Here is a 25247-nt window from a genome sequence, read left to right as displayed (position 1 = left end):
GTTCTACACATGCCAGTACGAACATCCCTGCTCTTTTACACAATACTTCAGACTAAAAATGCCTTAGGGCATCAACAATTGTCATCTATTAGCGTTTACTCAACATCCTACATCTACTCGTTTTTTCTCATATTTGACATGGCTAATTTATGAATGAGATATACAGCTCATTCAATATCCTTGTATTTAACTTTGTCCAATTGGTTGAAATACACTTTATCGTTTACGTTGAGTACAGAACGGATGATACAGCGCAAAAAAAAAAGCCCATACAATATTGCATAGGCTTTTGTAAATGTTTCATTTAAACAAGATAAATCTCTAAATATTACATACTCAAATAAAAAGAACACCACACAGATTCAAGCGCGGTGAAGTTAATTTTTATGCTTTTGGCGATAGTGGCAATTCAATACTGACCTTCAACCCGCCCAAGCTTTCACTTGTACCAAAGCTCAGTTGTCCATGAATCCGTTGCACGGCTTTATCTACAATGGATAGCCCTAAACCACTACCCACCTCTTGATGATGATGCACTCGATAAAATCGCTTTAAAATATGTTCATGTAATTGAGGGTCAATCCCAGGTCCACTGTCCTCTACCACAATCATGGCATGATCGTCTTTTGGATAGACCGAAACATTAATCACGCCATTATTGGGCGTATATTTAATGGCATTATCAATCAGGTTATAAATAATGGAATGCACAGCAGACTCTTGGCTATGCAGTTTCAATGCTTCACTCTGCTCCATACCTAAGTCCAGATTTTTTTGCATCGCCAAGTGAATAAGTTGCTCTACACAATTGACTGCTGTCGTTGAAACATCAAAATCCTGTAAACGTTCAAGATCTTCAATAGAGGCATCTTGTTTGGCTAAATTTAATAACTGCGTCACCAAATGCTGAATACGAACTAATCCTAAGTTTAAGCGTTGTAAATCGGCATGTTCTGGAAACTCTTGTAATAACACCTGCATTTGTAAACTCAATGCAGTAATCGGAGTCCTAAGCTCATGCGCCGCATCTGCAATAAACTGGCGTTGCTCTTGCTGAGACAAACTAATACGCTCGAACAGATGGTTCATTTCTTCAATGGTTGGAATAATTTCAACAGGATAATCTCTTGCCAAAATTGGCTGTAAATCTTTGGAATTACGCTGTGCCAGTTCTGCTTTAAAGTCATCTAAAGGCTGTAAAATTCGGCTAATCATCCAACTCAAGCCCCAAATCACAAAAGGCATGAGCACCAAATACGGAATCAGCATACTGCCAGCCAATTCTAAAGCGAGATCTTGGCGGACTGATTGTTGCTGACTGACCTGAATTTGATAGTCTTTTTGAGGCAATACATAGGTATACCAAACATCATCAGCATTTTTGTGACGATAAAAACCTGCCTTCGGTACAGAATGCACCAAAATATCACTATGTTTTTGATTTTGTATGCGATCTTTATAAGACCACACATCAACAAATAAATCTTGCTCAGCATAGCGCTGTGTAGGCTCAAAATCATTTTTAGTTGGCTCTAAACCGTGCCGAACCACTCGCTCCGCCAAATTCTTCATTTGTTGATCTAAAATTTCATTGGTTTCTTCCAAAGAAATTTTATAAGCCGACATCATCAACACACAGCCTACAATAAGACTGAAAAAAGACATGTAAAAAATCAGTTTGGTCTTTAGTGAATTTGCAAAACTGTGTGTGCTGAACGCCATTTAGAGTTGTCCTAAGCGATAACCCAAACCACGAATGGTACGAATAAAATCTTTGCCCAATTTATTTCTTAAGTGATGTACATATACTTCAATGGTATTACTGCTGATTTCACTATCAAAATCATACAGTTTGTCCTCTAAATTGGTTTTAGAAAAAATCTTATTCGGATGTGTCACCAGTGGAATTAAAATGGCCCACTCACGATTTGACAGATCAATATACTGACCTTTGTATTTAGCCAAATGCTGTTCGACATCGAGCACCAACTCACCATAGGTTAAAATGTGTTGCTGATTGGCCTGTTGCTCTTTTCCACTACGGCGTAGCAATGCATGAATACGGGCAATCAGTTCATCAAACTCATACGGTTTAATTAAATAATCATCTGCCCCCTGATTTAAACCATCAACACGTTGTTGTAATTGATCACGTGCAGAAATAATCAGGACTGGTAAATTCGGCTGAATTTGACGAATCTGCTTAAGCACTTGCATACCATCCATCAAAGGCAAACCCAAATCTAGCAATACAGCATCAAATTCACTTTGCTGTAAGAGTTTTAAGCCATCAATTCCGTTATTTACCCACTCTACTTCAAAGCCCTGATACTTCAATAAAGTCTGAGTAGACTCAGCAATCATAAAGTCGTCTTCAATGATTAAAATTTTTGTCATGGCATCAACTCACTTAAGCAGCAGGCTTACAATTTTGTAGCATATCATTTTTAGCATCAATCACTTGAGTTTGTACACCCAATATACTCAAGAGACTTGGGAATAAATTATCTTGACTCAACACTTTGGATTTTTGTTGGCTTAAACAGCTTACATTGGCCGCTTGATGGGCTTTCCATTCTGCTGAAAACCACATAATCATTGGAACATGCGTCTGTTGTGATGGAGCCATCGCATACGGTGCACCATGTAAGTACATCCCATATTCACCAGTTGATTCACCATGATCCGATAAATACCAGAAACCTGTTTGATACTTGCTATTGGCTTTTAATGACTGAATCACTTCACTCAAGATATGATCTGTATAAACAATACTATTATCATAACTATTGATTAAAGCGTCTTGTGTGCAACCCTGAATGGCATTGGTATCGCAAGTGGGTTTAAATTTTTGAAATTCTGGCGTTGCACGGGCGTAGTATGCAGGTCCATGGCTACCGACTTGGTGTAATACTATCAAGCGTGGTGTTTGGTCATCTGCTGGAATTTTTTCGATATATTGATTCAACGCATCTACTAAAATTTGGTCATAACATTCACCTTCTGGCGTACACCATTTTTTCTTCAATTCAGGCGAAATCTCAACTTGCTCAACACGGGTACACGTCCCTTTACAACCTGAGTTGTTATCAATCCATGTCACTTTATATCCAGCACGCTGTGCAATATCCAATAAGCCTTCACGGTGGTTTGCTAAGTTTTCATCATAGTCACTACGAGGCATACCAGAGAACATACACGGTACCGAAACTGCAGTTGCCGTACCACATGAGCTTACCTGACTAAAGTTAATTACGTCTAATTTAGACAGCTCAGGGTTGGTATTTTTTGCATAACCATTTAAAGAAAAACTCTCAGCACGTGCTGTTTCACCCACCACCAATACCATCAGTTTTGGCTTTTTAGCTTGCGCAGTTTTCTCAACCAAATGCGCATCTTCGCCATATTTAACCAAAGGCAAATTTTCTTTTGGCGCTTGATGATGAAAATATGAAAAACCTGCAGCGATCGCATTTTGTGGCGAGATCATGCCTTTTAAATCGCGGTGTTGACGGAAAATCGCAGCATAATCTACATAGAATACAAAAAGCATTGCTGCCAGCACTGCAAAGGATGCAATAAGATGCACGCCTTTTTTGATCAATATTTTAGATTTAGTTTCAACTTTAAGTGGAATACAAGTCGCCACCAACATTGGTAAGGCCACCATAAATATGCTCCAGAACAACAAGCGTATAGACATTAAGCCTTTCACTTCTTGTGGATCCGTCTGCATGGCATTTTGAATCTGATCTGGCGAAATCACAACCCCCAAACTGCATACAAAGTAGGCACTAAAACCACCAATAAATAGTAAAATTAATGCAACCACCTTTGCAGTCCAACGCCACTGCAAAAGTTGCAATAAGATGTTATACAGTGCTGTCACCACCAATACAGATGCGATCAAAAATAGCCACGACTTCATCCCTTGATACGGCGTAAGTTGATGCAATTTTTGATAAAACCCAATATTGAGGGCGAAGGCCAACCAAACACTCACCAATAAGTTAAAGCGTGAAACTGGCATTGTCATGAATGTTTGCCATTTTCTTTTCAGTGATTCAAACATGCAAAATTTCTTCAAATATTTTACGAATGAAGCTAAATTAATCGTGCAAACTTAATCGATGCTTAACAAGCTTAATTTATTCTTAAATCCATTATTTAAATTATGTTTTCAATGAGTTAAAAATAATTATTATTCAAACAACTGCTTTTCAAACTACAGTTTGAACGCTGAATTCAGCTCAGTTTAAGCAATATTTTTTTGACTTTCTTTATGCCAAATTATCATCGGAATAATACTCAATAAGGCAACAACACAAATCATGCTTAAATACAGCGCATACCCCAACTGATCTGCAATGATGCCACTGACAATATATAACCCACCGTTGACAGTCGCCATAACACTTACCTGAAAAGTAAAATCTGTGCCAGCCATAGGTTTACGACTATATTGCATCACCAAGGTCAGCATGACCACCAACAACATCGATGCAAGCATGTCTTCTACAGCATTAATGGTATAAATGAGCCACGGATGCACCAGCACCTGATTTTGGTACTGCCACGCCAGCCATGCATAAGCACCCAAGCTGAAAACCTTGAGCACTGAAAACAGCCATAAAGCTTGAAAGCGCCCAATATATTTCAGCAGTAAGCCTGCCAATCCAGCTCCCAACAACGCGGCCAAGGCACCCAGCATGGTGACATAAATGCCAATTTGACTATAACTTAAGCCCAAATCCACCATCAGTGGTTTTAGCAAGGGCCCCGCCAAGCCATCCGCAATTTTAAAACTCAGTAGCACCATCAACCACCACCACATGTGTGACTGACCTACAAAATAAGTTAAATAATCACGTACAGACTGCCAGTGAAAAGCTTGCTGAGTGGATGGTGTGGTAACTTGACGTACAGGCTCTTTAAAAAAAAGAATAGGTAAACTATTGAAAAAAACCAATACAGCCAAGGCTAAAAAGGTGCTTTGCCAATCTAACCAATCTAAAGCCCATAGTATGGCTCCCCCCCCTATAATAAAGCCCAAACGCGACCCAACCACTTGAAACATATTGCCCCAATGTTGTTGTTCTGATTTAAGTAAACTCACGGCTAAGCCATCTGTTGCAACATCTTGCGTAGCACCCACCATATTCATACTCAGAAGAGCAACAAATAGCGCCATGAGGTATAAAGGCTGATCCAAGGCCTGTATAGGCATAAAAGACAACAGGATTAAAATTGCAATGCTCATGCCCTGCAAGGGTAAAATCCATGAGCGATAATGCCCATGTTTATGATGTCCAATTCGATCAATCCAAGGTGCCCAAAATACTTTAATTGACCAAGGCAACATTAATAGGCCAAAACCACCAATATGTGCCAAAGACACACCCTGCGCACGTAAAATCACAGGCAATGCATGGGTCATAAAACCGACAGGTAAACCTTGCGCCCAATATAGAGAAAATAACAACACATAAATGTTCCGCATTTGCAGCATTGCATTTCCCCATTATTCAATTGGTTAAGCTAACTCTTTTATATGCAATGGAACTGCTCATTTTTGCCAATGCAGTTCTTATTTACAGCGCCTATATTAACCTTATCGCCAAGTAAAAGTGCATGACTTCTATGACACAAGACTTTCCTCATTTACCTAATTCTGTGCCCTCACGCGGCACTGCATGGAGTCAATCTGTCTTTAAGCGTTTATTTTTGGCACAAGGCTGGCGCTTTACTGGAGAATTCCCAAACTTCCCCAAAGCCATGGCCATTGTTTCTCCACATACATCAAATCTTGATGCATGGTATGCCTTTCTCGCTTTACTTGGCTTAGGCATTCGAGTCACAGTGTTTGGTAAAAATACTTTATTTAAGACCCCTCTGAAGCCTATTTTAGATTGGATTGGTGTAATTCCAGTAGAACGCCAACACGCCAGTGGGCTAACTCAACAAATTGTTGAGATCATCCAAGCACAAGAAAAAATTTGGATTGCCATGGCACCCGAAGGCACAAGAAAGCGTGCTGAAAAAATTCGTAGTGGCTTTTATTACATCGCACATGAAGCCCAGATCCCTATTGTGATGTTTGCATTCGATTATGAAAACAAAGCCATCCGATGCTTAAGCGCCTATCACACAACAGGCAATTTCGAACAGGATTTAGCTGAAATTCTACAGTGCTATGAAGGCCATTTTTCACCTAAAAACCCCGACTGGCTAGCCAAGCCGTTACAAAAGCACTGGAAAAAGCCCTAGCAAATTGTTGTATTTTTTGATGAGATATCATACAGCTCAATACTGATGCGACTTTGCTAAACTTTTCTTGATTGTTCCAGATAATGAAACTACTAAAATATTCTTTGCTGAGCGTTTTAGCGCTCAGTTTTGCTGGCTGTGACAAAGCCACACAAACACCCGTTCAAACCACACCCCTCAAAGCACGTGAACCCGTTATTGCTGTTGCTTTAGGTGGCGGTGGTGCCAAAGGTTTTGCACATATTGGGGTACTCAAAGTACTTGAATCTCATGGCATTAAACCAAAAATTGTGACAGGTACCAGTGCAGGTAGCTTTGTGGGCAGCCTCTATGCCAGTGGTAAAAGCCCCTATCAATTACAACAAATTGCACTTGGCTTTAAAGAGTCCGACATTCGAGACTTAACGCTTAACCGCCAAGGCTTTTTATTGGGACAAAAGCTACAAGACTACGTAAACAAAAATGTAGCCAATAAACCGATTGAGCAGTTTCCCATTCGCTTTGCTGCCGTTGCTACACGTTTAGATACTGGCCGTAAAGCGGAGTTTATTAAAGGCAATGCAGGTCAGGCAGTGCGTGCCTCATGTAGTATTCCAAACGTATTTGTACCCGCACTCATTAGTGGGCAAAAATATGTTGATGGTGGTTTAATCAGTCCAATTCCTGTAAAAACAGCTCAAAATATGGGTGCAGACATCGTGATTGCTGTGGATATTTCAGCGCGCCCTGATGGCACGAAAGCCATGAATATGTTTGGCGTACTGGATCAAACCATTAATATTATGGGACAGCAAAGTATTAATGAAGAGCTTCAACAGGCCAACATTGTGATTCAGCCTAAAGTGGGCCACATTGGGACTTTAGATCTAAAAGCCAGTAATGAAACGATCTTGGAAGGCGAAAAAGCCACTCAATTAAAGATCCGAGCGATTCAAAAATTAGTGAGCGACTTTAAAGCATCACCTGCAGCCTTTAAGCCTGCACCCGTGGCCAAAATCTAAGCATAAGCCCCATATACCATAGTGCTGATTCAACCAATTTAGCGCTATGGTATAGTTCATTTTTCTGCATAGAATAAAATGCTATAACTTGCTCAAAATCGAGCAGTTGGTATGTCTGTATAAAATACAAAAATAAATTTTATTTATACTCAAAAACTTTTTCATCTGTTACATTGATATCAATACACACCCACGATCTTTGACAACGACACGAGTAGCGGTATGGAATTTATTTTAGAACCTTGGCACTGGTTTGTTTTAGGCTTTCTACTGATCATTTCAGAATTAATCCTTCCAGCTTTCGCCGCCCTCTGGTTTGGTATTGGCGCAATCATGGTGGGTATTTTATATTTTCTGTTTCCAATGTTGAGCACAACAACTCAACTCGTGACTTGGATCATTCTCTCCATCCTTTGCACCATTGCATGGTTTAAATTCATTAAACCACTTTCAAAAGACAAAACCAAAGCTGGCCTTTCTCGTGAAGCAACCGTCGGTCAAGTTGGTATGGTCATTCAAACCAACCTAGAATTAGGACAAATTAAAGTTCGCTTTCCGATTCCCGTATTGGGCAATGCTGAATGGATATGCCGATCACGCTCTGATGTACAAGTGGGTGACCGCGTGCGTGTCATTGACATTATGGGGAATGATTTGATCGTGCAAGCACACAGTTATAACGACAACTAACAAGAGAGTATTTGAATGAGCGGAGCTACTATTGTTGTTTTAGCCTTTTTGGCCTTTGTTGCCATTACGATTTTTAAAGGTGTCCGTATTGTCCCTCAAGGCTATAAATGGATCGTACAGCGTTTGGGGAAATACCATACCGTACTTGAACCTGGCCTTAACTTTGTCATTCCCTACATTGATGAAGTGGCTTATAAAGTCACCACCAAAGACATCGTATTAGATATTCCTTCTCAAGAAGTCATTACCCGAGACAACGCCGTATTGGTCATGAATGCCGTGGCTTATATTAATATTACAACACCAGTAAATGCGGTGTATGGTATTGAAAACTACTCTTGGGCAATCCAAAACCTCGTACAAACATCATTGCGTTCAATTGTTGGCGAAATGGATTTAGACGATGCCCTGTCTTCACGTGATCATATTAAAGCACGCCTAAAAGCCAGTATCTCTGATGACATCGCTGATTGGGGTATTACCCTTAAAACAGTTGAGATTCAAGATATTAAACCATCACACACCATGCAAGCTGCAATGGAAGAACAAGCAGCTGCCGAACGTCAACGTCGTGCGACAGTAACCAAAGCCGATGGTGAAAAACAAGCTGCTATTTTAGAAGCAGATGGTCGTTTAGAAGCATCACGCCGTGACGCAGAAGCGCAAGTTGTCTTGGCACAAGCATCGCAAAAAGCAATTGAATTGGTCACTTCAGCTGTAGGCGAAAAAGAAATTCCAGTGGCTTATTTATTGGGTGAACAATACGTTAAAGCAATGCAAGATATGGCAAAATCCAATAATGCCAAAACCGTGGTTTTACCTGCGGACGTCATGAGTACCATTCGTGGCATCATGGGTCGCGGCCAATAAAACTTTGAATATTTTTAATCCAATAGACAGCTTTCATGCTGTCTATTTTTATTTCTGACTATAAATTTCTGTATGTTTCGTTAATTTATGGTTAAATTTCACATTATTTTTGAAATTATTTATATGGGTTCATCACAAGCAACAGCTTTTTGACTTGTGAAATTACCTATTGTTATTTCATCCTCCCAAGCACTACGCAACTCAAAAAACGGATATCGTATGAGCTCCCTCGACCCCACCTTAATCACGTTTCTTTTTTATATTTTCGCCATGATTGCGATTGGCCTGATGGCTTATCGTGCGACCAGCAACTTCTCAGATTATATTTTAGGTGGCCGTCGTTTAGGCAGTTTTGTCACAGCGCTATCTGCGGGTGCATCAGACATGAGTGGTTGGTTACTCATGGGCCTACCCGGTGCTATCTATCTTTCTGGCCTATCTGAAATGTGGATTGCCATTGGCCTCATTATTGGTGCTTGGCTGAATTGGCTTTTAGTGGCTGGTCGCTTGCGTGTGCATACAGAAGTTCAAAACAATGCCCTCACCTTGCCAGATTACTTCTCTAATCGCTTTAATGACCAAAAGAAGATTTTGCGCATTGTTTCGGCCTTTGTCATTTTAATTTTCTTCGCTATTTACTGTGCTTCAGGCATGGTGGCAGGTGCTCGATTATTTGAAAGCATGTTTGGTATTTCTTATAGCACGGCCTTATGGATTAGCGCTGTTGCAACCATCAGTTATGTATTTATTGGTGGTTTCCTTGCGGTGAGTTGGACCGACACCATTCAAGCGGGGCTGATGATTTTTGCCCTCTTGCTCACGCCATTGGTCGTAATTTTATCATTCTCAGACTTGAGCCAAATCAGTATTGCACTGGATGCTGCACGCCCACATGCAACAGATGTCTTGGGTAATTTAAGTTTTGTTGCCATTATTTCATTATTGGCTTGGGGCTTAGGCTATTTTGGTCAACCCCATATTCTAGTCCGCTTTATGGCTGCAGACTCTGTAACATCGATTCCAAATGCACGTCGTATTGGCATGACTTGGATGATTTTATGCCTTGGTGGTGCTGTTGCAGCAGGTTTCTTTGGTATCGCTTATTTCCAACAGCATCCTGAATTGGCTGCGGTGGTCAATGCCAACCCTGAAACAGTATTTATGGAACTCACTAAAATTCTGTTTAACCCTTGGGTTGCTGGTATTGTATTAGCAGCCATTTTAGCCGCTGTAATGAGTACTTTAAGTTGCCAGCTTTTAGTATGTTCAAGTACTTTAACTGAAGACTTTTATAAAGCCTTCCTGCGCAAAAATGCTTCTCAAAAGGAACTTGTTTGGGTAGGTCGCTTGATGGTATTGGCAATTGCCCTATTGGCTATTTATATGGCGGGCAATCCTGAATCTAAAGTATTAGGTTTAGTTGCATACGCTTGGGCAGGTTTTGGTGCAGCTTTCGGCCCACTGATTATTTTGTCACTGTTCTGGAAACGCATGACCTTAAATGGCGCGCTTGCAGGCATGGTTGTGGGTGCTGTCATGGTCATTGTATGGAAAAATGTATGGGGTGATACAGGCCTATACGAAATTGTTCCAGGCTTCATTTGTTCATTAATCGCAATTGTTGTGGTGAGCTTAATGGGCAAAGCTCCATCTAAAGATGTCACAGATCGTTTTGAACAAGCCGATCAGCTTTATAAAGACAGCGTATAAATGCAGTCTTAAAGTAGTGCAATAAAAAAGAGGACGCCATGTCCTCTTTTTTATTGCTGTTCAACTATCAGTTTTACATACTAGATATACAGACCTATGCTTTACGTGTCAGTAAAAACTGCGTAATGTTGGTCAGTTCAGTAACTTGCGATTCATCAAAATGCGCCAAGGCATTCATTGCTTGATGATGCAACTCCAATGCATAAGCCTGTGCCGCTTCAAGCCCCATCAATGCAGGATAAGTCGATTTATCCACTTGCTGATCTTTACCAGCGGTTTTACCTAACATTGCTGTGTCTGAAGTAATATCTAAAATATCGTCCTGCACTTGAAAGGCTAAACCAATGATTTGGGCAAACTCGCGTAACTTTGGAATGGCAATATCTGTGCCTTCAAAAATCGTCACTGCCGCCATCAAAACTGCCGCAGAAATAAGTGCACCTGTTTTATTGGTATGAATATTTTCCAAGGCTTGCTGATCGACATGTTTGCCTTCAGCCTGTAAATCAAGCACCTGTCCATTCACCATTTTAGATGAAGCTGTTGCAAGTATTTGCATTTGCTTTAACACAATACTGGCTTCAACCGCAGGACCTTGATCAAACAAACGACTTCCCAAAATCTCAAAGGCCATTGATTGTAAAATATCACCAGCGAGCAATGCAGTATCTTCACCATAAGCCACGTGACATGTCGGTTGGCCACGACGTAATAGGTCATTGTCCATACAAGGCAAATCATCATGTGCCAAGGAATAGCAATGGATAAATTCAATTGCAACCGCAGCACGACGTACTGCTGCAGCATTGGCATTCGGCTGAATCGCTGCTGTTGCATAACATAGTGCTGGACGTACACGCTTGCCACCCAACATCACCGCATGATGGACTGCACTTTTTAAAGGCTCTGGAATTGCAAAAGCATCTAAGGCTGTTAACAAATCCTGCTGAATTCGCTGCTGTGCTTCACTAAGTGGATGCACAGAAATGTCAGTTAAGGTTGACACATTCACCTCGATTACCTGATTAAGCTTTTATTTTAAAATGCTGTTCAGCACGTCGTCGCGCCAAAGCATCGCATCTGGTTGCCAGCATCATACTGCTTTCTGGGGCTATTCTCTATGCAACTTGATGTTTCTTGCAGCTAAATTAGCATTTAACCATCCATGATCGCATCAAAGCGTGTGATTCAAATCATTAAACCTCAATATGCTAACCGCTAAAGCTCGCTTTATTTTTATATAAGCTTATGCTTTTCAAATTCATTCCAAGCATAACTGAACAATAAAAACTATTGCCACGCTTGTTTACATTAAAAAAGCCCCTGTACTTGAAGCATACAAGGGCTTTTAGAGATTAAAAATATTAATGATTCAACTTAAGCGATGGTTTCCGCAGGAATACGTACCCAACCTTCCATTAATACACGAGCACTACGGCTCATTACTGCTTTTTTCACCACCCACTGCCCTTCGACCAATTCGGCCTGAGCACCCACACGGAGTGTGCCTGAAGGATGTCCAAAGCGTACAGCCTCACGTTCACCACCGCCTGCTGCCAAATTCACTAAAGTTCCTGGTACAGCAGCTGCCGTACCAATGGCAACAGCTGCTGTTCCCATCATGGCATGGTGTAATTTACCCATTGATAGTGCACGAACCAATAAATCTGTATCGCCAGTTTCAAGCTGCTTACCGCTTGAAGATACATAAGCTTTAGGCTCAGAAACAAAAGCGATTTTTGGGGTATGCTGACGCTGTGCTGCTTCTGATACATCCTGAATCAAGCCCATAAATTTGGCACCATACGCACGGATTTTCTCAAATTTAACCAGTGCATTGGCATCGCTGTTTATATCGTCTTGTAATTCAGTCCCAATATACCCCAATGCTTCAGCTTTCATAAAAATCGTGGGAATGCCCGCATTAATAAACGTCGCTTCAAAAGTGCCAATGTCTGGAACTTCAAACTCGTCAACGACATTGCCCGTTGGGAACATAGCACCACCATCTTCACCATCATCTGCAGGGTCTAAAAATTCGATTTGTACTTCAGCTGCTGGAAAAGTTACACCATCAAGTTCAAAGTCCCCAGACTCTTGCACCTGACCATCATGCATCGGGACATGCGCAATAATCGTTTTTTGAATATTGGACTGCCAAATACGAACCGTACAGATCCCATCTTTTGGAATACGTGTGCTGTCAACTAAACCATTAGAAATAGCAAATGCACCAACTGCTGCGGTTAAATTGCCACAGTTACCACTCCAATCGACAAAGGCTTTATCAATAGCCACCTGACCAAATAAGTAGTCGACATCATGATCTGGTTGTGTACTTTTAGATAAAATTACCGTTTTGCTGGTACTTGAAGTTGCACCACCCATGCCATCAATTTGCTTAGCGTATGGATCTGGACTCCCAATCACACGTAATAAAATTTGGTCTCGGACATATCCTGCTTGTTGTGCAGCTTCTGGCAAGTCATCTTGCTTAAAAAACACACCTTTACTGGTACCACCACGCATATAAGTTGCAGGAATACGGATTTGGGGTGCATAACTCATTTTTATTCAGTCCTTCATATTTATCATTGTGTTGAGTCAAATAGCGCTATTTGAGCACAAAGAATCATACCTTTTTTTGTCAATCTTTTATCTAACCCATGACTTAAGTATAAAAAAACAGCATTTGTATTTTCAAATCTTATACATTTCTAATGCCTATTTCTAAACAAATAAAATTAATATATTGATTCATATATTTTTAATATGAAAATTCATGTTAACTAATTTTAATTCAATTGATAAAAATATTTTATAAATTTTGAGCTACTAGGCTATTTCTTCTCAATCTATTACAATCTTTCACTTACTCCATTGTCGGGTGAGTACTTTGAATAACGAATCTTCACAACTGCAGCGCGGCTTAAAAAACCGTCATATCCAGCTCATCGCGATGGGCGGAGCGATCGGTACAGGCCTATTCTTGGGTTCAGCCCAGGTCATTCAATCTGCAGGACCCTCTATTATTTTAGGTTATGCCATTGGCGGCCTGATCGCATTTTTAATTATGCGCCAACTCGGGGAAATGATTGTTCATGAACCTGTTGCGGGATCTTTCAGTCATTTTGCAAACAAATACTGGGGTAAATTTCCAGGCTTTTTAGCAGGTTGGAACTATTGGATTTTATATGTCCTAGTTGCAATGACTGAGCTGACTGCTGTCGCTAAATATATTAATTATTGGTGGCCTCACATCCCTGCATGGTCTTCAGTTTTATTCTTTTTTATCGTGATTACTCTAGTCAATCTCGGCAATGTGAAGTTTTATGGTGAATCTGAATTTTGGCTATCAATTGTCAAAGTGACTGCTGTCGTTTCGATGATTCTATTCGGTTTGTATCTGCTCTTGACAGCAGATGCGGGTTCTACTGCGTCATTCTCTAATTTATGGAGTCATGGCGGATTCTTCCCGAATGGTTTTGATGGTCTCTTTTACATGCTGGCATTCTTAATGTTTGCCTTTGGTGGTATTGAACTAATTGGTATGGCCGCTGCAGAAGCAGAAAATCCAGAAAAAACAATTCCTAAAGCCATCAACCAAGTGGTTTTCCGAATTCTGATTTTCTATGTCGGCTCTCTAACAATTCTCTTGTCTTTAGTGCCATGGAATCAATTAGATTTAGGTGGTCTAGATAAAAGTCCATTTGTAATGATTTTCAGTCAATTGGGCATTAACTGGGCGGCACATTTACTCAACTTCATTATTTTAACCGCGGCTCTTTCTGTATATAACAGTGGTATGTATGCCAATAGCCGTATGTTATTTGGTTTAGCACAGCAAGGAAATGCACCCAAAGTATTCTTAAAAGTAAACCGTCAAGGTGTGCCAATTCCAGCAGTATTGTTCTCTGCACTGCTCATTTTTGGATGCGTACTTTTAAACTACTTCGTCCCAGAAGATGCTTTAGGTCACTTAATTTACATCGTGGTAGGTGCATTAGTATTAAACTGGGCAATGATTTCATTGACTCACTTCAAATTCATGCAACACATGAAAAAAATTGGTGAGAAAACAAAATTCCCTGCACTTTGGGCACCAGTAAGTAACTTTGTGGTTTTGTTGTTCATTGCGACCATTCTTTACATTATGTGGACTCAAGGATTTAAAGAGTCTGTATACATGATTCCAGTTTGGATTCTGGTTATGTTTGGTTTATTTAAATCACTTAATAAATCAAAAGCATAAATTACAGCATTGCTTTAAAATAAAAAGTTATTGTTTCGGCAATAACTTTTTTTTTATCTCAAATTAGAGTAAATTAAGCCGCACTTGCGCTCTTAGCTTAACTGGATAGAGCAGTTGCCTCCTAAGCGACCGGCGTGGGTTCAAGTCCCGCAGAGCGCACCATTCTCTCTTTTCTCTAAATATTTAAAATTATTTCCCTCAAATGACATCAATGCGATATTTTTAAGAAGCATAAATACAACCAAAAACTCATGTGTATTTAAGCTTAAATGGCACTCCATTGTATTGATTTCAGTCCACAGCACATCATTTCAAACCAAATGTCATTCAGTTATAAGCAAAAGTTTAATGGATTCAATTTTCAATTAAACCAGCTGGCATCATGATTGCGCTCTTGCTCTTCAACATCATCAAATACACGCTTAAAAAACCTCAGCCTGAATTTATGTGACACGCAACACAATAAAAACACTTAATATTTCAACCAATTGAATAAAAAATAAATTTCCAAATAACACCTTTATCCATTACAGAACAACAGCTTAATTTAACCATATTTTAAATTTTTAGAATATTAGCTCTAATAGATTACAAATTATTCGTTTTTTTATTTCTAGAGCATTTACTCTTATTTAATTTGTGCTATTTTTGTGACATGGAGTAAACAGCCAGGCAACATAAAAGCAGGAAATTCTCCATAAAATATAACAATCGTCACTTATAAAAATGCAGTAACCGAACGAATTTTCACCTCAAGGAAAGATGAAGAATGAAATTGAAAACGCTATCTACAGCAGTACTACTTGCAACACTACCAACTGCGGGCGCATTTGCAGCAGCATTAGACCGTTCTGGCCAATCAATCTCAGCTTTTTTACAACCTGGCAACTATTTCGAAGCAGGTATTTCTGTATTTGACCCAACTGTTTCAGGTAAAGCAAACGCCAACGGTTCAGGCCTTGCGGACATGGCTGATGATTATTATTTCCCGCATGCCGCACTTAAACTACAGTTAACTGATAATGTTTCTTTTGGTTTACTTTACGACCAACCCTTCGGTGCAGCAGTAACTTACGCTACAACCGATGCACCTTTATCAGCAACAGGTGAAGGTCTATTCCATGGTGGCAATGGCGAATCTACTACCGTAGATGTTAAAACTCAAAGTATTTCAATGATTTTTGGCTATCAGCCAACTGAAAACTTTAACTTCTATGCAGGCCCCGTTTACCAAACTGTAAAAGGTAATCTTCAGCTTCGTGGTCTTGCATACGGTGGAGCTACTACATTTGGTGCCTATAATGCCACCATGAAAGAAGATGGTGCTGTAGGCTGGTTAGCTGGTGCTGCTTACCAAATTCCAGATATCGCATTAAAAGCGTCTGTTACGTACCGCTCTGAAATTGATCACAAAGTAGCAAGTGATGAAACCTTTGCCGCAACTTCTGCATTTGCTGGTTTAAATGTAGCACCAAATGGCAACACTGACATTACAACACCGCAATCTGTAAACTTAGATTTCCAAACTGGTATCATGGCTAATACAGTCGCATTTGCTAATTTGCGCTGGGTAAATTGGAAAGACTTTTCAATTCGCCCTTATAAATTTGACACAGCGTCTAAACTAGCTTCTGCTCAAGCTACAAATAATCTTTATACTAAAGGCTTCAACTTAATTGACTACTCAGACGACCAATATAGTGCAACTGTAGGCGTAGGCCGTAAAGTCAATGAACAGTGGGCGGGTAACGTATCTGTAGGTTATGACACGGGTGCAGGCAATCCTGTGTCTACACTTGGCCCAACAGAAGGTTATTGGAATATTGGTCTAGGCCTTCAATTCAGCCCTGCACCTAATTACTTCATTGCGGGTGGTATAAAATACTTCTGGTTAGGCGATGCAACTGCTCGTTCAGGTGCTTACTCAATCCCTGGTAATGCTGAAAAAGCGCAAGTTGCGAAATTTGAAGACAACAATGCTTGGGGCTATGGCCTAAAAATGGGTTACCGCTTCTAATTCACCCTCTATATTTAAACGACTGCAGTACGTTGCAGTCGTTTAACTTCTAATTGACCAAACTATAAGCAAACAGTTCACTACCCTCCATACGCTAAAAATTAAAATAATTACTCTATTTTTTTATTCAAAATCATTTAGATAAGTTCACATAAATAGTATTTTTACTCTAGACAACCCTTTTCTATGCATGCATAAGTTCATTTTTAGAGCGAATCTGAGTATTTACTCATTTTTTTTATGTGTTACTTTTCCCTCATTGAACTTCTACCAAAAGTTACAAACAGGGAAATGTATGAAACTAAATCGCCTTAGCTTAGCTATTTTACTCACCGCTTTACCAACATCATCAATCTTTGCTGCTGGTTTAGATCGCTCTGGTCAATCTATTTCTGCATTTTTGCAAAATGGAAATTATGCTGAAGCTGGGATTACAGTTATCGACCCAACCGTTAAAGGGCAAGATAATTTTCTTAAAAGTAATGTCTCAGATATGGCGGAAGACTACTACTTCCCTTCTGCAGCTGTAAAAGTACAAGTAACAGATAAAATTTCGCTCGGTTTATTATATGACCAACCTTTTGGTGCAGATGCACAATACAGCATTGAAAATCCAATTTTTGAGCAAAATAACGAAGGTACTGCTGTAACTGTTAAAACAGAAAATATTACAGCTCTTATTGGTTATCAACCCAATGAAAACTGGAATATCTATGCTGGACCAGCATGGCAAACAGTGGAAGCAAATGTACGCTTACGTGGTAAAGTGTATGGTGGCTTAAATTATAATCTTGACATAGACACACAAGAGGCATGGGGATGGGTTGCAGGCTTCGCATACTCAATTCCAGATATTGCACTAAAAGCAGCATTAACCTATCGTTCAGAAATAGAGCATGAAGCTACATCAAAAGAAAAATCATTGCTTACAGGTCTAAATACGGTTACAAATCCAATCAATGCAACAACCCCTCAGTCTGTCAATCTTGACCTTCAAACTGGTATTGCAGCTAATACAATTGCCTTTGCTAATATTCGATGGGTTGAATGGAGCCAATTTGCTATTACTCCAAAACACTTACAAACAGCTTCTGGCGGTGCAAACCTTCTTGATTACTCGAAAGATCAATGGTCTGCGAATGTTGGTGTAGGTCGTAAGTTTAATGAAAAATGGTCAGGTTCAGCACTTGTAAGCTATGACACAGGCGCTGGCAATCCTGTAACCACACTTGGACCAACCGAAGGGTATTGGGGTGTAGGTTTAGGTGGTCAATATAGCCCTGAAGAAAACTATTTCATTCAAGCTGGCATTCGATATATGTGGCTAGGTGATGCAACAGCTAAAACAGGTACTACACCAAATGTAGGTAGCTTTTCAGATAACAATGCTATCGCATACGGTCTAAAAATTGGTTACCGCTTCTAATTGACATTACAAATTAGGATTAAACAAGAAAGGGCGCCATTGGCGCCCTTCTCTTATTGATTGCTAAATTCACAATCACATTTGATTATTCAGGAATATCACGTACAGATGCTTCACGAATCGCTTGTTTTAATGCTGCATAACCATGAATTGGTGGGAATTGCGGGAATTCTGCAATAACGTTTGCAGGTGCATCAAACAAGAAACCTTTGTCTGCTTCGCCTAGCATTGTCGTATCATTATAAGAATCACCCGCTGCAATTACGCGGAAGTTCAAACCATGTAATGCTTGTACTGCTTTACGTTTTTGATCAGGCTGACGCAGTTTATACGCAGTGATCATGCCATTTTCGTCAGTTTCTAATTTATGACAGAAAATCGTTGGCCATCCCAATTGTTTCATTAATGGATGAGCAAATTCATAGAATGTGTCAGAAAGAATAATGAGTTGAAAATGCGTACGCACCCATTCTACAAACTCTTTCGCACCTTCAAATGGCCCCATATCTGCAATAACCGCTTGAATGTCGTTTAAACCTAAACCATGTTGTTTAAGAATGTTTAAACGTTGTGTCATTAGCACATCGTAGTCTGGGATATCACGTGTGGTCGCCTCAAGCTCCTTAATCCCTGTTTTTTTTGCAAAGTTAATCCAAATTTCTGGAACTAACACGCCCTCAAGATCTAGACATACGATTTCCATGGGTTCTCCCAAATGTCAGTGTTGTAAAAAGTTATTAAAAGTTGTATCTATCATAGCCGATGTTTATATATGAACGCTCAGCTTTATTAATTCTATTTTTTTCATATCAATCTAATTTTTATTAATAAGTCATCTTTAGCATTTCTATTAAAATAGATGTGAAATAAATTAATATAGGTTTGCCGTTTCCAAGCCTATTGCCAGGACACACATGACTACAATCCCAAGTATTGATCTCGTAGATGCACTTGCATCTGAATATGCAGACAAATCTCCGTCTGAAATTATGAAACTTGCACTGAGCCAACAAGGCGAAATTGCGATTTCTTTTTCTGGTGCAGAAGATGTTGTTCTTATTGATCTTGCATCTAATTTAGGTATTCCTTTTCGTGTCTTTAGCCTAGATACTGGTCGCTTACACCCAGAGACCTATCAATTTTTAGATACCGTGCGCAAACACTATAAAATTGATATTGAAATTTGCTTCCCAGAGTCTGAAGCTGTACAAAAACTTGTGTCCGAAAAAGGCTTTTTCAGTTTTTATCAAGATGACCACAAAGAATGCTGTGGTATTCGTAAAGTACAGCCACTACGTAAAAAACTAGCAACTTTGGATGGTTGGATTACAGGTCAACGTAAAGACCAAAGTCCAGGTACGCGTAATGAAATTCCTGTGGTTCAAGCCGACCCTGGTTTTTCAGGTCCTGGCAAGCAACTCATCAAATATAACCCATTAGCTAACTGGTCTAGCGCAGATGTTTGGAATTATATCCGTCTCATGGAAATTCCATACAATCCATTGCATGAACGTGGCTTCACCTCCATTGGTTGTGAGCCTTGCACTCGCCCCGTTCTTCCAAACCAACACGAACGTGAAGGTCGTTGGTGGTGGGAAGATGCCACGCATAAAGAATGCGGTTTGCATGCAGGCAATATGAAAAAATAAGCCCATCAAAACCACTGCCCATGCAGTGGTTTTTTTCACCTTATAAATGCACAGAATTTCATTTTTTTTTAAGCTAAACCCGTTATACTGCATAAGAAATCATATAATTCTAACAAGGTAACTCAGACAAGAGTTCCCATAGATATTGCAATGAGGCAATCACCCCTATGCGTCCATTACACCCAATTGACTTTATTTTTCTATCTTTGGAAAAACGGCAACAACCCATGCACGTGGGCGGTCTATTTTTATTTCAAATTCCAGACAACGCAGCCACATCTTTTATTCAAGATTTAGTCTCAGATATTCGAAACTCAAAGTCGATTCCCATTCCACCTTTTAATAACAAATTGAATGGGTTCTTTTGGGATGAAGATGAAGAATTTGATTTAGATCATCATTTTCGCCATATTGCCTTACCACAGCCTGGTCGAATTCGTGAATTACTTACTTATATCTCACAAGAACATAGCGCACTCATCGACCGTGCTAAACCTTTATGGACCTGCCATATTATTGAAGGAATAGAAGGCAACCGCTTTGCCATGTATTTCAAAATCCACCACGCCATGGTGGATGGTATTGCAGGTATGCGTCTGGTACAAAAATCTCTTGCGCATGATCCAACAACCAAAAGTATTGTACCGCCTTGGTGTGTTGAAGGCCCGCGTGCAAAACGCTTAAAACAGCCCAAAGTCAGCCGGGCAAAAAGTATTTTAGATGGTCTAAAAAGCCAGCTACAAGCCACACCACGTGTTGCCTACGAGCTGTCTCAAACCATCATGAAAGACATGGGACGCAATCCTGACTACGTGTCTAGCTTCCAAGCGCCGAGCTCTATTTTAAATCAGCGTGTCAGCTCTTCACGTCGTTTTGCAGCACAATCATTTGAGTTTTCGCGTTTGCGTCATATTTCCAATGCATTGGGTGTGACGATTAACGATACCGTACTGGCGATTTGTTCAGGCGCACTGCGTGAATATTTAATTCATCAAAATGCACTTCCGAAAAAACCATTGATCGCCATGGTCCCTGCTTCTATTCGTGATGATGACTCAGAAACATCAAACCGTATCACCATGATTTTAGCGAATTTGGGTACACATAAAGATGATCCACTAGAGCGTTTAAAAATAGTGCGTCGCAGTGTACTGAATGCCAAACAACGCTTTAAACGCATGAATGCGAATCAAATTTTAAACTATAGTGCGTTTATTTATGGTGCCGCTGGCTTAAATATTGCGTCTGGCCTGATGCCAAAACGTCAAGCGTTTAACCTTGTTATTTCAAATGTGCCAGGCCCTCAAGAACCTTTGTATTGGAATGGTGCACGTTTAGAAGCCTTGTATCCTGCTTCTATTATTTTGGATGGCCAAGCGCTGAACATTACAATGACCAGTTATATGGATAAATTGGAAGTGGGTTTAACTGCTTGTCGTAATGCATTACCTAAAATGCAGAACTTACTTACCCATTTAGAAGATGAGATTCAAACCTTTGAAGCAATTGTGAATGCCAATCACCCAAAGTTGCAAGCGGTCAGTTAGATTCTCCAATCTGATCGCATTAAAAGAACTTAGCAATCAAATTTAAATCATCTCACTCCCCCTCAGCTTGAGGGTTGAGACTTCAAAATGACAAAAAAATAAGGGGCTCTATATGCCCCTTATTTTTTAATGTGTCTACACTGTTTTAATAATTCATGACAAGCTGAACGAATCATAGATGCTGTAATTTGTACTTCATTACCACGCTCATCTACGATGTAAGCCGTATGCATATTTTTTGCATCTAGTACATGTTTTAAGCCTGTTTCAATCACTGCTTTACTTACACCCATCACACACCTCACTTTGCTAAACCATTTCCCCTCTCTCAATTGAGAAATGGCTTTGGCTATTCGATGTGTCTAGTATTGTAAATCTGAGATTAAAAGTAAAATTTCAGATGTAACAAGTGTTTAACGATATTCTGTTACAATTTCAACTCAGAATGATATCGTATTGCTCTTGCGTATACAGATTTTCCACCTGAAACTTGATTACACGACTAATAAAGTGCTCTAAATCGGCCACTGCAGGTGCTTCGGCTGTTAACAATCGGTCAATCACTGACGGGTGTGCAACCACGGTAAAGCCACCTTGCGATTCAAAAGCACGCGCATATCGTAAGATTTCTCGAAATATTTCATAACATACTGTCTCTGCAGTTTTCACATAACCGCGTCCCTGACAAGTTGGGCAGGACTCACACAACAAGTGCTCTAATGACTCACGTGTGCGCTTACGTGTCATTTCCACCAAACCCAGTTCAGAGACTTGGGTAATTTTGGTTTTGGCATGATCACGTTCGAGCATTTTTTCAAACTGGCTCATCACCTGTTCACGATGCTGTGCTTCTTGCATGTCAATAAAATCAATAATAATAATGCCACCTAAGTTACGCAGTCTTAATTGACGGGCGATCACTTGTGTTGCTTCCATATTGGTTTTAAAAACAGTATCTTCCAGTGAACGACCACCGACATAAGAGCCTGTATTTACATCAATGGTGGTCATTGCTTCGGTCTGGTCAATCATCAGATAACCGCCCGACTTTAAAGCCACACGCGTCTGTAAGGCTTTTTGAATATCTTCTTCAACATTATACAAGTCGAAAATTGGACGCTCACCTGGATAGTGCATGAGGCTATCGCGCATATTCGGTACAAAAACGTCTACAAACTCTTTGAGTTTGCCGTGAATTTCTCGTGAATCGACATGAATTTTAGCGGTGTTTTCGTTGGCCAAATCACGTATAACACGCTGTGGTAAAGGTAGCTCTTCAAAAATTAGCGATGGAACTGCAATACTTTTTTGCTTACGTTGTATGTATTCCCACAGCTTGGCCAAATAAGCCATGTCTTGTGCAATGGCTGCTTCTTCAATACCATCCGCTGCCGTTCTCACAATAACTGAACCAGGAAGCTTATGCTCGGCTTGAATACGCTCGATAATGCCACGTAAGCGATCACGCTCCTCTTCAGACTCAATGCGCTGTGATACACCTGTATGACTACCAAAAGGCATCATGACCAAGTAGCGAGAAGGAATAGATAGGTCTGTGCTTAATCGTGCGCCTTTGGTACCGAGCATATCTTTCATGACTTGAACCGTCAGGATCTGCCCAGGTTGGAGTAATTCAAAGACATTGGGTGTGGGTTGATTACGTGGCCAAACCATATCATTGATATGCAAAAAAGCTGTACGTGAGAGACCAATATCAACAAAAGCAGCTTGCATACCCGGAAGCACACGCACCACTTTTCCCTTATAAATATTGCCCACCAATCCACGTTTAACAGTGCGCTCAACAAATAGCTCATTGACGGTGCCATTTTCAATTAAAGCCACACGACATTCCATCGGTGTGACGTTAATCAACAATTCGTCAGACATAATAAGACTCAAAACATTATAAAAATTCTGTATTGCAGTTAATTTAGTACCTTAACTGTCTTTAATAACTCTACTGTCTCGTGCAAAGGTAAGCCAACCACATTGGAATAGCTTCCTTCAATGCGGGGAATATAGCGCGCAGCTATTCCCTGTATCGCATAGGCTCCCGCCTTGCCAACAGGTTCAACCGTTGCCCAATAGTCTTCCATATCTTGCACAGTAAGTGTTTGAAATTCAACCTGTGTACGCACTACTATACTGTAAATTTTATCTTTTGTACGTACACAAACGCCAGAATACACATCATGGGTGCGGCCAGAAATCTGTTGCCACATTTCAAATGCGTGTTGCTTAGATATAGGCTTGCCTAAAATTATACCGTCTACCCCTAAACTGGTATCGGCAGCAATAATCACGGAATCAGGAAAATGCGCTTGGACAGCTTCAGCTTTTTGAAGCGACAGACGCTCGACGTAGTCTGCAACATGTTCATGTGCTCGAACCGACTCGTCGATGTCTGGGCTAAAAATATCGAACGCAAGCCCGAGCTGTGTGAGCAATTCACGGCGCCGTGGCGAGCTTGAGGCAAGAACTAGATGCGCCATTTATGTAGAAAATAATAAATGACAGGCCAAAACAAAATGCTGGTAAGCAAAGGTTGCCAATGGCGCGCAAATGAAAAGTGAACACCACTCATGACCTGCGTCAGCCAAACAATGGTTAAGTGCGCTAAAACAGCCAAAGCACTAATAATCCATAAATTGCTAAACGTCAGTACACGGCGTTCACGGGTTAAAAACCGTGAAAGAAAGGCAATAAGTACAAAACTTAGTGCATTCATCCCCAATGGGGAATCTAAAAGTAAATCTGCAAATAAACCTGTGCCAAAAGCGAACCAAATACCACACCATGTAGGTTGACACAATACCCAAAAGAGCATGATTAACAACATGAATAATGGTCGCCACCCCGTGATCTCATAAGATAAAGGGTATACCATCAGAATCGACCCTAAAATGACCGAAAAAATAATGGCCATTAAAGGATCGCGTTGTACTTTTGGACTTTGTTTAGCGATCAGCATTCGGTTGCTCCATCGCTAAAGAATCTGAAAATAAAACCACAACGTGATGTCCGCCTGCCAATTGGGCTGCAGGTATCACATCAATTTTAGCAAACTCGCCTGAATTATGACGGCTCACTTTTGCCACTGTCCCCACCAAATAGCCCGCTGGAAAATGTGTGCCTAAGCCTGAGCTATACACTTTTTCACCTACTTTGATGTTGGCACTGGTTGGTACATATTCCATTTTTAAATGGCCTAAATCGCCTGTACCCGTAACAATTGCACGCATACCCGTATGTTCAAGCCGTACCGATAAAGAATGTTCTTTATCAGAGAGCAACATCACACGACTACTATGCGGATAGACATTGATAATTTGCCCCATCACGCCCTTATCATCAAGCACGGTTTGGCCAACGCGCAGTTGACTGGTTGAACCGCGGTTAATCACAATAATATGACGTAGAGGGTCAGCATCTGTACCAATCACTTCTGCAATCTCCATACGCCCATCAATAATAAGCGGTGTATCGAGTAAACCACGCAAGCGTGTATTTTCTGCAGAAAGCTCAGAAAGCTTTTGCAAGCGCACTTGTGCCTGCAATAGCTCTGCCTGCATAGCAGTGTTTTCACGGCGCAGTTGTGCTTCTGATTTGGTTTGCTGGTTGAGCCATTCTCGCGATAACACTGGATAGCTTGCCATGGCATAAATAGGATTATATGCCGCGTACAAGACGTCTCTGGCCGGTTGAATTACGTGTGGCATGCGCCAGTCAAAGAACAGCACAACCAAGCACGTAATTACCGCAATGATAAATGAGCGAAAAGATGGCGGTTGTCTAGAAAACAGTTGAGTTTGCAC

At 40.4% G+C, this 25247-nt stretch carries 22 protein-coding genes and 1 tRNA gene; 11 read left to right on the top strand and 12 right to left on the bottom strand.

The window, feature by feature from the left end; all coding sequences use genetic code 11:
- Positions 1–384: 384 nt before the first annotated feature.
- The 4 genes from EXE29_RS02175 to EXE29_RS02160 all read right to left on the bottom strand — a co-directional run bounded on the left by EXE29_RS02175 (position 385) and on the right by EXE29_RS02160 (position 5509).
- Positions 385–1722 (bottom strand): sensor histidine kinase, encoded by a 1338-nt coding sequence (locus EXE29_RS02175; protein ID WP_120363807.1) that lies wholly within the window; start codon positions 1720–1722, stop codon positions 385–387.
- Entirely contained in the window at positions 1723–2397 is a 675-nt protein-coding gene (locus tag EXE29_RS02170) for a response regulator transcription factor (RefSeq protein ID WP_106984467.1), read from the bottom strand. It lies immediately after the preceding gene.
- Between the two features lie 13 nt (positions 2398–2410).
- On the bottom strand, positions 2411–4072 hold the full coding sequence (locus tag EXE29_RS02165) for a phosphoethanolamine transferase (RefSeq protein WP_120363808.1): 1662 nt from the start codon (positions 4070–4072) through the stop codon (positions 2411–2413).
- A 183-nt stretch (positions 4073–4255) separates the two neighbouring features.
- Complete coding sequence (locus EXE29_RS02160; protein ID WP_117006465.1) at positions 4256–5509, bottom strand: MFS transporter; 1254 nt, start codon at positions 5507–5509, stop codon at positions 4256–4258.
- Positions 5510–5640: 131 nt separating this feature from the next.
- On the opposite strand from EXE29_RS02160, the gene EXE29_RS02155 reads away from it, so the two are divergent.
- The 5 genes from EXE29_RS02155 to putP all read left to right on the top strand — a co-directional run bounded on the left by EXE29_RS02155 (position 5641) and on the right by putP (position 10538).
- Positions 5641–6267 (top strand): 1-acyl-sn-glycerol-3-phosphate acyltransferase, encoded by a 627-nt coding sequence (locus EXE29_RS02155; RefSeq protein WP_106984464.1) that lies wholly within the window; start codon positions 5641–5643, stop codon positions 6265–6267.
- 83 nt (positions 6268–6350) lie between these two features.
- The gene (locus EXE29_RS02150) at positions 6351–7268 is read left to right on the top strand and encodes a patatin-like phospholipase family protein (protein ID WP_120363809.1); all 918 of its coding nucleotides are present in this window, start codon (positions 6351–6353) and stop codon (positions 7266–7268) included.
- A gap of 222 nt (positions 7269–7490) precedes the next feature.
- Entirely contained in the window at positions 7491–7958 is a 468-nt protein-coding gene (locus EXE29_RS02145) for an NfeD family protein (protein ID WP_106984462.1), read from the top strand.
- Positions 7959–7973: 15 nt separating this feature from the next.
- A complete protein-coding gene (locus EXE29_RS02140) occupies positions 7974–8828 on the top strand; it encodes an SPFH domain-containing protein (RefSeq protein WP_106984461.1) in 855 nt (284 codons plus the stop codon).
- Between the two features lie 219 nt (positions 8829–9047).
- On the top strand, positions 9048–10538 hold the full coding sequence (gene putP / locus EXE29_RS02135) for a sodium/proline symporter PutP (RefSeq protein ID WP_120363810.1): 1491 nt from the start codon (positions 9048–9050) through the stop codon (positions 10536–10538).
- 94 nt (positions 10539–10632) lie between these two features.
- Here putP and EXE29_RS02130 read toward each other — a convergent pair whose 3' ends face one another.
- Together EXE29_RS02130 and prpF are read right to left on the bottom strand one after the other, a co-directional pair.
- A complete protein-coding gene (locus EXE29_RS02130) occupies positions 10633–11544 on the bottom strand; it encodes a polyprenyl synthetase family protein (protein WP_120363852.1) in 912 nt (303 codons plus the stop codon).
- Between the two features lie 371 nt (positions 11545–11915).
- Positions 11916–13106, bottom strand: coding sequence for a 2-methylaconitate cis-trans isomerase PrpF (prpF, locus tag EXE29_RS02125; protein ID WP_120363811.1), 1191 nt, complete (start codon positions 13104–13106; stop codon positions 11916–11918).
- 328 nt (positions 13107–13434) lie between these two features.
- Between prpF and EXE29_RS02120 the strand changes: the two genes are divergently transcribed.
- The 4 genes from EXE29_RS02120 (at position 13435) to EXE29_RS02105 (ending at position 18233) form a co-directional block, all read left to right on the top strand.
- Entirely contained in the window at positions 13435–14790 is a 1356-nt protein-coding gene (locus EXE29_RS02120) for an amino acid permease (protein WP_106984458.1), read from the top strand.
- Positions 14791–14876: 86 nt separating this feature from the next.
- A tRNA-Arg gene (locus EXE29_RS02115) sits at positions 14877–14952 on the top strand.
- Positions 14953–15559: 607 nt separating this feature from the next.
- Positions 15560–16807 carry an OmpP1/FadL family transporter gene (locus tag EXE29_RS02110; protein ID WP_120363812.1) on the top strand — a complete coding sequence of 416 codons (1248 nt, stop codon included), beginning with the start codon at positions 15560–15562 and terminating at the stop codon, positions 16805–16807.
- A 295-nt stretch (positions 16808–17102) separates the two neighbouring features.
- Positions 17103–18233 (top strand): OmpP1/FadL family transporter, encoded by a 1131-nt coding sequence (locus EXE29_RS02105; RefSeq protein WP_120363813.1) that lies wholly within the window; start codon positions 17103–17105, stop codon positions 18231–18233.
- An 85-nt stretch (positions 18234–18318) separates the two neighbouring features.
- On the opposite strand, the gene thrH is transcribed toward EXE29_RS02105, so the two are convergent.
- The gene (thrH, locus tag EXE29_RS02100) at positions 18319–18936 is read right to left on the bottom strand and encodes a bifunctional phosphoserine phosphatase/homoserine phosphotransferase ThrH (RefSeq protein ID WP_106984455.1); all 618 of its coding nucleotides are present in this window, start codon (positions 18934–18936) and stop codon (positions 18319–18321) included.
- A gap of 211 nt (positions 18937–19147) precedes the next feature.
- Between thrH and EXE29_RS02095 the strand changes: the two genes are divergently transcribed.
- Positions 19148–19882 carry a phosphoadenylyl-sulfate reductase gene (locus EXE29_RS02095; RefSeq protein ID WP_120363814.1) on the top strand — a complete coding sequence of 245 codons (735 nt, stop codon included), beginning with the start codon at positions 19148–19150 and terminating at the stop codon, positions 19880–19882.
- Between the two features lie 167 nt (positions 19883–20049).
- Positions 20050–21429, top strand: a complete 1380-nt coding sequence (locus tag EXE29_RS02090; RefSeq protein WP_120363815.1) for a WS/DGAT/MGAT family O-acyltransferase — start codon at positions 20050–20052, stop codon at positions 21427–21429.
- Positions 21430–21548: 119 nt separating this feature from the next.
- Here the strand turns inward: EXE29_RS02090 and EXE29_RS17450 are convergent, their stop codons facing one another.
- From EXE29_RS17450 to mreC, 5 genes are all read right to left on the bottom strand, one after another.
- Positions 21549–21722 carry a PA1571 family protein gene (locus tag EXE29_RS17450; protein ID WP_165382474.1) on the bottom strand — a complete coding sequence of 58 codons (174 nt, stop codon included), beginning with the start codon at positions 21720–21722 and terminating at the stop codon, positions 21549–21551.
- Between the two features lie 142 nt (positions 21723–21864).
- Positions 21865–23319, bottom strand: coding sequence for a ribonuclease G (gene rng, locus EXE29_RS02085; RefSeq protein ID WP_117006456.1), 1455 nt, complete (start codon positions 23317–23319; stop codon positions 21865–21867).
- Between the two features lie 38 nt (positions 23320–23357).
- Positions 23358–23924, bottom strand: a complete 567-nt coding sequence (locus EXE29_RS02080) for a Maf family nucleotide pyrophosphatase (protein WP_117006455.1) — start codon at positions 23922–23924, stop codon at positions 23358–23360.
- Positions 23912–24403 carry a rod shape-determining protein MreD gene (gene mreD / locus EXE29_RS02075; protein ID WP_117006454.1) on the bottom strand — a complete coding sequence of 164 codons (492 nt, stop codon included), beginning with the start codon at positions 24401–24403 and terminating at the stop codon, positions 23912–23914. The genes EXE29_RS02080 and mreD overlap by 13 nt, the downstream gene beginning before the upstream one ends.
- Entirely contained in the window at positions 24390–25247 is an 858-nt protein-coding gene (gene mreC, locus EXE29_RS02070; RefSeq protein ID WP_117006453.1) for a rod shape-determining protein MreC, read from the bottom strand. The genes mreD and mreC overlap by 14 nt, the downstream gene beginning before the upstream one ends.

Origin of the sequence: Acinetobacter sp. WCHAc060006 (assembly GCF_004209135.1) — a bacterium.
Lineage (GTDB): Bacteria > Pseudomonadota > Gammaproteobacteria > Pseudomonadales > Moraxellaceae > Acinetobacter > Acinetobacter cumulans.
This window is presented reverse-complemented; position numbering and strand designations above follow the sequence as displayed.

What these genes read in the sequence shown, in the direction of transcription:
- EXE29_RS17450 (WP_165382474.1), bottom strand. Translation starts at nt 21,722, where the DNA reads ATGGGTGTAAGTAAAGCAGTGATTGAAACAGGCTTAAAACATGTACTA.
- EXE29_RS02145 (WP_106984462.1), top strand. Translation starts at nt 7,491, where the DNA reads ATGGAATTTATTTTAGAACCTTGGCACTGGTTTGTTTTAGGCTTTCTA.
- EXE29_RS02155 (WP_106984464.1), top strand. Translation starts at nt 5,641, where the DNA reads ATGACACAAGACTTTCCTCATTTACCTAATTCTGTGCCCTCACGCGGC.
- EXE29_RS02110 (WP_120363812.1), top strand. Translation starts at nt 15,560, where the DNA reads ATGAAATTGAAAACGCTATCTACAGCAGTACTACTTGCAACACTACCA.
- putP (WP_120363810.1), top strand. Translation starts at nt 9,048, where the DNA reads ATGAGCTCCCTCGACCCCACCTTAATCACGTTTCTTTTTTATATTTTC.
- EXE29_RS02165 (WP_120363808.1), bottom strand. Translation starts at nt 4,072, where the DNA reads ATGTTTGAATCACTGAAAAGAAAATGGCAAACATTCATGACAATGCCA.
- EXE29_RS02140 (WP_106984461.1), top strand. Translation starts at nt 7,974, where the DNA reads ATGAGCGGAGCTACTATTGTTGTTTTAGCCTTTTTGGCCTTTGTTGCC.
- EXE29_RS02090 (WP_120363815.1), top strand. Translation starts at nt 20,050, where the DNA reads ATGCGTCCATTACACCCAATTGACTTTATTTTTCTATCTTTGGAAAAA.
- mreD (WP_117006454.1), bottom strand. Translation starts at nt 24,403, where the DNA reads ATGCTGATCGCTAAACAAAGTCCAAAAGTACAACGCGATCCTTTAATG.
- EXE29_RS02095 (WP_120363814.1), top strand. Translation starts at nt 19,148, where the DNA reads ATGACTACAATCCCAAGTATTGATCTCGTAGATGCACTTGCATCTGAA.
- EXE29_RS02150 (WP_120363809.1), top strand. Translation starts at nt 6,351, where the DNA reads ATGAAACTACTAAAATATTCTTTGCTGAGCGTTTTAGCGCTCAGTTTT.
- EXE29_RS02175 (WP_120363807.1), bottom strand. Translation starts at nt 1,722, where the DNA reads ATGGCGTTCAGCACACACAGTTTTGCAAATTCACTAAAGACCAAACTG.
- thrH (WP_106984455.1), bottom strand. Translation starts at nt 18,936, where the DNA reads ATGGAAATCGTATGTCTAGATCTTGAGGGCGTGTTAGTTCCAGAAATT.
- rng (WP_117006456.1), bottom strand. Translation starts at nt 23,319, where the DNA reads ATGTCTGACGAATTGTTGATTAACGTCACACCGATGGAATGTCGTGTG.
- EXE29_RS02105 (WP_120363813.1), top strand. Translation starts at nt 17,103, where the DNA reads ATGAAACTAAATCGCCTTAGCTTAGCTATTTTACTCACCGCTTTACCA.
- EXE29_RS02170 (WP_106984467.1), bottom strand. Translation starts at nt 2,397, where the DNA reads ATGACAAAAATTTTAATCATTGAAGACGACTTTATGATTGCTGAGTCT.
- prpF (WP_120363811.1), bottom strand. Translation starts at nt 13,106, where the DNA reads ATGAGTTATGCACCCCAAATCCGTATTCCTGCAACTTATATGCGTGGT.
- EXE29_RS02080 (WP_117006455.1), bottom strand. Translation starts at nt 23,924, where the DNA reads ATGGCGCATCTAGTTCTTGCCTCAAGCTCGCCACGGCGCCGTGAATTG.
- EXE29_RS02160 (WP_117006465.1), bottom strand. Translation starts at nt 5,509, where the DNA reads ATGCTGCAAATGCGGAACATTTATGTGTTGTTATTTTCTCTATATTGG.